This window comes from Levilactobacillus sp. HBUAS70063, assembly GCF_038374745.1.
In the GTDB taxonomy this organism is placed as follows: Bacteria; Bacillota; Bacilli; order Lactobacillales; family Lactobacillaceae; genus Levilactobacillus.
Map to the genome: position 1 here is coordinate 1 of NZ_JBANSM010000011.1, position 9,153 is coordinate 9,153.

The window sequence follows — 9,153 nt, forward strand, 5'->3', positions numbered from 1 at the left end:
GACTAGTAATTTTAAAAGCCTCGACCGTCTGTTCTGATACCCGACGAATTAAAACTGGCCGAGACTTGCCACCGTTAGTTTCTACAAAACTAACGTATAGGCTGACTAAGTCATTAGTCCTCATCTGGATCGTTGAGCCAATCAGCGACCTCTTTAGCGTCTTTGAACTCGGTGACTGGTGTCCCTTCGGTCGCCTTTAAAAAGCGTAAATTAGCTCTTTCTTCTTCGCTTAAAGACACATTAAAAGGTAAAGCACCATTAGCAACAATCCGCTTGTAAAACATGTTAATGGCCGTGGTTGGATTTAAGCCCAATTCGCTTAAAACTGCTTCGGTATCATCGGCCAAATCTTTATCAATCTTGACTTGGACCCGTTTCTTTTCATTAACTGCCATGATTGTCTCATCTCCCTTCTTTTACTACTACCATTGTGCTACCTTTTAAGTGCCTTATCAATAGATAAAGCCTTGGCCTCAAATCACTTGAGCTTGGCGTTGATCTAAAGGCTGAACTTTTGAGCTGGTTAGTCTGGTTAGCTCTGGCGCTCATTTAAAAGCCCCTATTCTTCTGTTTAAGCTATTTAAATCTAACTTAAGTATATAAAAAGTATAAAGAGAGGTTAGTAAGTCTTAAAACTGCTTAGAAAGGATTTTGTAGCCTTTTAGGACTAGTAGTACAACCCACTGTTATCGTTGTCGGCCGATTTTTCTTCTTCGGGGTGTTTGGCCGCATATTCTCTAGCCGCTTGTTTATTCCACCAAACGCCAAATAGGTTTTGCATGGTGCCGTACAAGTAGTTTTCCACGTTCTTGATATGCTTCTCATTGCTTCTTAGGGCGTTAAAGTAGCGTCTCAAGGCTTTAGAAGCTGTCTAAAATCTCTTAAGTAATAGTGCTAAAAACGCTAAAACGACCATTTGCAGACTGGTGGTTAATTGACGCTCACAATTTTTCCAAAGTCGCCGACAATTCTCTAGCCAACTAAAAGATCGTTCGACTACCCAACGTTGGGGCATGACTTCGAATCGATGCAACTCATTGCGCTTCGCAACCTGCACGGTTGCGTTTAAATTACTGGCTACATCGAGCTGAAAATTAACGCCTGAATAACCACCATCAACTAAGACATTTTGAACCTGGCGTAAATGCATGGCATGTAAAGCGATCATTGCACTGGCCCCGTCTCGATCAGAGACGTTCGCTCGCGTCATGTGAATGGCCTGCGGAAAGCCATTGATATCAACTGCCAGATGGCGCTTAATCCCCGAGATTTTCTTACCAGCGTCGTAACCTTTGTTTTCAGCAGTAGCGGTGTTTTTGACGCTCTGAGCGTCAACGATAATAAAGGAAGTTAAAGCTGAACGTCCTTGGTAAGTTCGCCGAGCAATGACAATTTTTTTAAAACTTGTTCCAATAAAGAATCAGCCGTAGGCTCAGCTTTAGTTGACCAAATTTTGTAATAGTTGTAAACTGACCGCCATTCTGGAAAATCACCGGGGACTTGACGCCATTGGCAACCGGTTTTCAAGACATATAGGACCGCACAGAAGACCTCGTAGAGGTCATATTTTCGAGGCTTAGTTCGCTTACGAAAATTTTCTAAAGCTGGTCGAATTAATTCAAATTGTTGCCGAGTAATATTGCTGGGATAATTTTTCATAGCTTAAACTCGCTTTTTACATAGAAGTATATCAAAAATCATAGATCTTGGACAGCTTCTTAGTCATTAAAGGTTTGAGTTCTTCATCATCAAGTGGGATTATGACGCCAATATCTTTGTGATCTTTCTCAACTCGGTACTTAGCATTTAAGATAATGCCAATGAAGCGCCGCATTTGTTGCGGGGTACGGCACCAAAAACTAAGCAGTATTCATCATGTTACAGCACCCAAGTAAAAACTACGAAGATAAAAACATTCATCCTCAAAATATGTAACCTAGAAAAAAGGCCTCCAGTGTTAAACCGGGAGCCTTTCTTAGTATACCAATTTTCACTTTACATAATGGGGCTTATCCCAAGTAACCCCCTCACTCCCTGATAAAACAACGATCCGTTATTTGGCCTTTGTGAAATTTGACGGGAGAGGAGTGGTCTAGATGAAAAATCCCCAAAAAATCATTAAACTCACTTTGTAAATTTAACCGCCTAAACTCCTAGACCATTCCCTTAAATTCAACTGTCTCATTCTTTGTATTAACCAAAAAATTGCCAACACTTCCCCGATACTTCACGAATACTTTAAATGAATACTTGTAATTTACTCGAGTGTATCGAATACTACTAATTCTTCCCTGATACCCTTGACTACGCAAAACTCTCTTCACTTGGTTCCTTTGTCGCTCAGTAATTCTTGCAGAACTCCGATAGATTGTCTTCTTAACGATCACATCTGGATTCAATGGAACAATGTAATCCTTACATTCCAACAATTCCACCAACTTTCTTTTTTCTTTCGAATTTGACTTGACGAGTTAAGGTTTTCCATTCAGTTTAGAGGGAGTGACGTTTTGAGCGCAGAATTGTTCCCTGGAATCAGCTATTTGGAATAACTGAACCAGAGTGCAATTCTACTACTAAAAGTTTCCCCTTAGTTCGTCGGTCGTTAACGCCCGTCGCTTGTCTGTACAATTGCGGTATTGCTACCACCATCCATTATAAACCTACGTTTTCGGTTTAGCCTACTAAAAAACGCCCTAGTAGGCGTTGGTAATACGTATTTATGTTTGTTCGATCACCAACTAATCAATGGCACCAAGCCGAAGCTTCGTTTTACCACCCGCGCCGTTAATGGTCGCGCTCACCATTCACCACCCAGCCGTACAGATGACCTTGTTGTGGTATAGCCAGACTTATTGAAGTCGCACTGGCAAACGTGTCCCCTTGGATTTAGACCCCAGCTTGTCCCCTAGGGCTTTAAAAATCGCACCGGCCATGATATAATAGTCATTAAACAACGATGACTTTTATGTGGCGCTCACCGATTCCCGTCGGTGGGTGTTTTTTTATGTTCTATTTTATGTAACCAATATTACTCGTTGTTTGGTGATAAATCAACATTTTTCTTTTTATGTATCCTTGTATCCTTGTATCCTTGTATATTCATATCCTTGTATCTAAGTATCCTTGTATCCTTGTATCTAAGTATATTAGGATACTTGCAGTTAATCTTAATTTAACGGCTTTTGAGAAGAAATGTATCCTTGTATCCTTGTATCCAAGTATCTTTGTATGTTATCATCCTTGTATCCAAGTATCCTTGTATATTAGGATACTTAATTGGAGGTCAGTATAATGGGTGAAGTAATTACTTTTGGAAATTTTAAAGGTGGCACCGGTAAAACAACAAATGCCACGCTTGCATGCCTGGCACTAGCTCGTGCTGGTAAAAAAACGCTATTAATTGATTTCGATCCTCAAGCAAACGCTACAGATATTTACTTTAAAACCGCGGCTAATTTAGGCCACGATGATATTAAATTTAATCAAACCTTGCTTGCATCAATCCAAGAAGAAGACTTATCAAGATCGTTGGTTACTTTGGATAAAAACATTGACTTTATTCCATCAAGCGCAGATTTTTCATTGTACCCACGGATTATGGAAAAAAAGTTTAAAAATAATTATAAAGATAGAGTTACATATTTTAGCAAGCTACTTGCTTCACTAAAAGAAAAATATGATTTTGTGGTATTTGATTTGCCACCGACTATTTCCTTAATTTCTGATAGCGCCTTATACGCTTCAGATTGGGTTCTGATTATCCTTCAAACTCAAGAGCACAGTCTTCAGGGTGCCGAATCGTTTCTAAAATATATACAGGAACAGGTAATCGATGAATACGAAGCACCTAGTTTGAATTTACTCGGTATACTTCCTGTGCTATTAAAGAATGGGGCGCCTGTTGATCACAGCACATTAGAAGTAGCAGAAGAAGAATTTGGGAAAGAAAACATGTTAAAAACCCTAATTCGTAATATGGAAAGAATCAAAAGATATTCAATCAGAGGTGTATTTCTAAAAGATCAGTTCGATAAAAAAATAATTAGATTATACGATTCTGTGGCACAAGAAATTATTGAAAGGGCGGACTAGCATGGTGGAACTTTTACACAATCCTAACTCAAATAAAAGCAAAATAATTCCTAGAAAATCGGCGCCCCAGCCCCAAAAAGAAATTTCCATATCTTCTCTAAACGAATCAAACAAAACAAAGTCTAAACAAATAGATGGTGTTACTTTTGATACTACGCTCAGAATTGACAATCATCTAAAAAACTTTATGAAAGCTATGGTAATTTTAGGGTATAGCTCAACTCAACAAAACGGATTAGCCCAATTACAAAAAACTTTTTTTGAATCGTTAACTGAGTCTGAACAAAATACGCTTACGACTCAAATACAGACTTTGGAAACCGGCGATGCTAACAAAGTAAAAAGTAAATAATCACGTGCTCTCAGACGATACGTTCACCTTTTAGATGTATACTTGTCCGTTTAAATTAAGCAGAATGCACACAAAAAAGTCCTCTATTATGCGGAATAGAGGGCTTTTCTGAAATCAGTACATACAGGCTTTGCTTAGGAGCGTTGCTGTGTCCATTTAGGACATACACAATCATATAACAATCCATGCTGTCACTTAACTTACTCAAAAAAGCCACCCACCTCGTGATGAGATGAGTGGCTTTTTGGTTGTGTCAACTTTGAAGGATTAAATTAATTCTAGCACTATTTACTTTTCAGTTAACGTACATCATCTTCAACATTGTCTAAGCGTTCGTTGATAACTTTATGCTCGCTTCTGCTAGTGATTAAATCTTCACGCAGCGTATTTTGCGAATTAAACAGCCGTTCAATTCGCTGGCTGCTATCCTTCATACTTTGAGCAATGTCTTGCAGCCGATCTGTGAAGGGCTTCATGACAAAGCTGCATAGATACCCGCGACTACAGCCAAAGCTAACGTGATTAATTCAATCCAACGATCAAAGGTCATTACTTACCACCCGACTTTCTGACCAGCTTCACGTAGTCCTTATTAGCAGAGATGTAACCAACATCAGTCTTAATCCGGTACACCTTGCCATATTTAACAGCCTTACCATAGATTGTTCTTCCCTTTGAGAAGTGAATACGGCGCTTATTAGCCTTGTCTAGGGCTGGCTTACCATACACGTTAACCTCACTGGTAATCACTTCATACAAGCCATTATCAGCCCAGTATGAGGCTTTCTTAGGCGTTGCCTTGGTAACCTTACCAGACAGCTTACCATCGAAATCATAACTGCAATCCACTCCGTGCCAGTTGTCGGTATATTGCCAAGCGTTGGCATTAGCTACCCCCGGTTGACTGACACCATAAGCCGCCACCCAGATTGCCTTATCTACTAACTGGGACCGATTAATCCGGCCAGCATTGAACCAGCTACCTGAGCCGTACGTAATCACATTCTTATACCCGTGACTAATCAGGTATTTCAGGAACACGTTAACTTGGCCAGTAGTTGCCCAGGTTAATCCCGGCGCTTCTACATCAATGGCTAATACCGTGGACTTATCTAATCCCATCTTCTTAACCCATGATAGAAAGTATTGAGCTTCAGCCGTTCCCCGACCATGAAATTCATCACGAGTACCGAACACCTGAATGTTTGTGTCTGTAATTCCCAGTAATTTAAGTGTATTAGCTAGTTGAGACATCTATTCCTACCCCGCTTATCTTGAGTTTCGTCGCTTAAAGCATAGCACTAGGGAGGCTTAGATGCCTTTTTTTGTTATCAAAAAGGGCCTAGTACTTTTGGAATGGAAATACTTTCCAACATCAAAAATTCTAGACCCGAATAAAAATGGTCTGATCTCAGTAAAGTACTGAGATCAGACCATTAATTAAAACTAAATATAATTTTTCTAACTTAGTTGTTGCACTTAAACTACTGCATACTCATTTTTCAGTCTTACTTAATCTGCCTCGATGATAAATTTTCTTTTGGATTAAGTATTGATCCTGATTTTGAGTAATAAATAACGGAGAACTTTCTTCTATGACATTGCTAAACTCCAAACCATACCATGAAATAGGTGAGGCCGTAATTTTCTGCAAATAGATGCGCCCACCAATTAATCTTCTATCTAACGAGCTTAACTTATCATTGACAATTAAATCTGCTGGTTGTTCCTTTATAATAACAAACTTAAAGTCGCCGACTTTCCGTTGCCGCTCTGTTGAATACGTGGGTATTTGTGGTTCTAAAATACCTTGTTCCACTAGATGATTTACAACTTGATGTAAATAGACACTAACGGATTGAGGTTTCCTAAACCCTAAGTAAAATTGAACGTTAACAACATTATGCGTCTCAAGTAAATCAACTGTATAATTACTTTCATAAGGTGCATTGGTTTCATTGACTGTAACAAACCAATAAACTTTAGCTCTTTTAGGTTGTCTGTCGAGAATAGAATACATGGTACTACGCTTAATTTGGTAATCACCCTTAATTTTAGTCATATACACTAAGTTAGTCGTGAACAAAGGTACTGTATTGTCTGCGCTTAATTTAGAGAGTTGATCACGATAGTCAAGAAGTGAAACATACTCGCTTTCTTTCTCATAATGGTCTCTTCGTTTATTTCCAAAGTACCAAAGCCACATAATATAAAGAATGCCCAACATGATTGTTAACGTAACATAACCGCCATGAATAAACTTAACCAAACTTGAAATTAGAAAGATTAACTCAATAAAGCCAAAAAACAAGGCAATTATAAGTGCTGTTCCCTTAGCCAGGTGTTTCTTTAAGAATTCATGCAAAAGCACGGTAGTCATAAGCATGGTAATAGTGATTGCTAAACCATACGCAGCCTCCATTTTTTGTGAGCTACCAAAGAACCAGACTACACTGATTGTTATTATACATAGTATCCAATTAACAGTTGCAATATAAATTTGATTTTTTATATTACTTGGATGTCTAATAACCATTCTAGGTAAAAATTTTAAGCCAATTGCTTCATTGACTAAAGTGTAAGAACCCGTAATCAACGCTTGAGAGGCAATAATTGCAGCGAGTGTGGCTAGCAAAATGCCAACTAGGCGCCAAGTTCCGGGGAGCATTTCATAAAAGGGATTTAAGTTCGATAAGTTCCTGTAAGCAGTATCACCTGCATGTCTAATTATCCAAGCACCCTGACCTAAGTAATTTAAAAATAGGGTACTATATACTAGTGGCCAGGTTACATAAATATTCTGCTTGCCAACGTGACCCATATCGGAATATAAAGCCTCTGCTCCTGTGGTTGCCAAAAAGATACTTCCAAGTATAAAGATTCCCACTTTGTTAACTGGACTGAAGAGTATCTTAATTGCATAATAGGGAGAAATAGCCTTCAATATCATTGGATAATTGATTAGATTAACGATTCCAAAGACAGCCAAAAAGCCAAACCATAAAATCATCACTGGTCCAAAGGATTTCCCAATCACACCTGTTCCAAAACGTTGAATCATAAATAATACGAGTAAAACAACTGTTGTGATAATCAAGACGTTATGTTGAGAATTACTAAACACCACAGGGCCAAGGTGTTGTTTTTTTAATCCCTCAATGGCTGAGGTCACGGTTACTGCAGGTGTTAATGTTCCATCGGCCAAAATAGCTGCCCCACCAATCAAAGCTGGCCAAATTAACCATTTTGCATTTTTTCGAACTAAGGCATATAAAGCAAAAATACCGCCTTCATGCTTGTTGTCGGCTTGCATTGCAATGACAACATACTTCAACGTTGTAATAATCATTAATGTCCAAAATATCAAAGAAACTGACCCAATGACGTATTCTGGAGAAATATTTTCCATTTTACCAGCGTCACCAATCAATGCATTCATAACATACAATGGTGAAGTACCAATATCGCCGTATACAATGCCTAAAGTAACTAGTGCTCCTGCAAGGGAAACACGTTCTAGTTGCTTATTCATAATTACTTGCCTCCAAAGTCATTTTTTGAAATATGGCACTGCAAAATAGTAAGCCTAAACACTAAGAAAAGCAACTATGCCATATACATCATAATGAAATCACTTTAAAGAAGTTCATAATTTACGATATACTGATTGAAACCATAAATTATGGGTCTTCTATTCTTAACTATCTAGTTGAACCATCTGATAACCGACTCCAATGTGTGTTTTAATATGATAGATTGCAAATTTAATCCGAATTTTTGGACAAATTGGTCAGTATAACCGGATAGGTTGTTTGCTGTTTGCCAGTTGAGGATTTTAAGCAGTCTCTGATTAATTTGGAGTAACGTTGTCGTTAAATCTTGAGCACTAATGTGCTCAAAACGAGTCCCCTTAGGATAAAAATAACGTAAATTCCGATTAAAGCGTTCATTACTACCACGTTCAGCTGGCGTATAAGCATGACAGTAATAGGTCTTAATACCATATTGTGATTCAAATGATACTAGCCCACTAAACTCAGTACCACGGTCCACAGTAAAACTGTGCACCGGTCCATTAAAAGTTGTTAGGAACTTAGTCAGTGCTTCATTAACACTCGCTGTCGTTCGGTCCTTTAACCGATATGCCCAAAGGAACCGTGATTTGCGATCGATTAAAGTTAATAAAACTGCCTTACTATGCCCACGAGGGCCAACGACGGTATCTAGTTCAAAATCACCGATGCGATTACGTTGATTAATCATCATGGGACGCTGTTCAATCGATCGCCCCAAAGATTGATTATATTTGGATCGTTGGTCAACGTTACGCCGTTGGCGTACGCCATGTTCAGGTAGATCATTCAAGGAGAAACCAATTCTCCCCTGATTTAGCCAATTATAAATAGATTTAGTAGCTAGTTTAAATTCGTGAGCAATCATTCCTGGTGACCAGCTTAGATGTAAATGGTTGAGAATTGTTTGCTTTAACTCATCGCTCAGCTTAGTTTTCCGACCACATCGTGATCGCTTGTATTCGGCATCTGTTTGTGCTAATTCAGCCTGATAAGGTTGACATCGAGATAATTCATAAGAAATTGTTGACGGTGATCGGTTCAGCCGAACGCCCATTTGGATATTGGACAGCCCTAGTTCACAAAAGGTTTCGATTTTAATTCGTTCGGAATAGGTTATACTAGACAAAAGATCAG

7 protein-coding genes and 3 pseudogenes are annotated in these 9,153 nt (G+C 38.7%); 2 read left to right on the forward strand and 8 right to left on the reverse strand.

All coding sequences use genetic code 11. The annotated features are described in order from the left end of the window. Nucleotides 1-113: 113 nt before the first annotated feature. The 4 genes and pseudogenes from V8I28_RS12470 to V8I28_RS12485 form a co-directional block, all read right to left on the reverse strand. Nucleotides 114-395, reverse strand: a complete 282-nt coding sequence (locus tag V8I28_RS12470; RefSeq protein ID WP_128537155.1) for a type II toxin-antitoxin system RelB/DinJ family antitoxin — start codon at nt 393-395, stop codon at nt 114-116. Nucleotides 396-667: 272 nt separating this feature from the next. After that, nucleotides 668-865, reverse strand: a pseudogene (locus V8I28_RS12475) (replication initiator protein A); the annotation flags it as partial. 6 nt (nt 866-871) lie between these two features. Continuing rightward, nucleotides 872-1,659, reverse strand: a protein-coding gene (locus V8I28_RS12480) for an IS5 family transposase (protein WP_080487858.1) whose coding sequence is annotated in 2 segments (ribosomal slippage) — nt 872-1,401 and nt 1,401-1,659 — 789 coding nt in all. Because the reading frame shifts where the segments join, the coding sequence is not laid out codon by codon here. Between the two features lie 37 nt (nt 1,660-1,696). Then, nucleotides 1,697-1,867: pseudogene (locus V8I28_RS12485) on the reverse strand (replication initiator protein A); the annotation flags it as partial. Between the two features lie 1,424 nt (nt 1,868-3,291). Here V8I28_RS12485 and V8I28_RS12490 point away from each other — a divergent pair. Then, the gene (locus V8I28_RS12490) at nt 3,292-4,092 is read left to right on the forward strand and encodes a ParA family protein (RefSeq protein ID WP_015639692.1); all 801 of its coding nucleotides are present in this window, start codon (nt 3,292-3,294) and stop codon (nt 4,090-4,092) included. A 1-nt stretch (nt 4,093) separates the two neighbouring features. Next, nucleotides 4,094-4,444, forward strand: coding sequence for a DUF5388 domain-containing protein (locus tag V8I28_RS12495; RefSeq protein ID WP_011222016.1), 351 nt, complete (start codon nt 4,094-4,096; stop codon nt 4,442-4,444). A gap of 299 nt (nt 4,445-4,743) precedes the next feature. On the opposite strand, the gene V8I28_RS12500 is transcribed toward V8I28_RS12495, so the two are convergent. From V8I28_RS12500 to V8I28_RS12515, 4 genes and pseudogenes are all read right to left on the reverse strand, one after another. Next, nucleotides 4,744-4,920 carry a hypothetical protein gene (locus V8I28_RS12500; protein ID WP_341780420.1) on the reverse strand — a complete coding sequence of 59 codons (177 nt, stop codon included), beginning with the start codon at nt 4,918-4,920 and terminating at the stop codon, nt 4,744-4,746. A 73-nt stretch (nt 4,921-4,993) separates the two neighbouring features. After that, on the reverse strand, nt 4,994-5,698 hold the full coding sequence (locus V8I28_RS12505) for a GH25 family lysozyme (protein ID WP_373875086.1): 705 nt from the start codon (nt 5,696-5,698) through the stop codon (nt 4,994-4,996). Between the two features lie 241 nt (nt 5,699-5,939). Continuing rightward, nucleotides 5,940-7,976, reverse strand: a complete 2,037-nt coding sequence (locus V8I28_RS12510) for a KUP/HAK/KT family potassium transporter (RefSeq protein WP_341780421.1) — start codon at nt 7,974-7,976, stop codon at nt 5,940-5,942. 232 nt (nt 7,977-8,208) lie between these two features. Then, nucleotides 8,209-9,145 (reverse strand): annotated as a pseudogene (locus tag V8I28_RS12515) (IS30 family transposase). Nucleotides 9,146-9,153 lie beyond the last annotated feature (8 nt).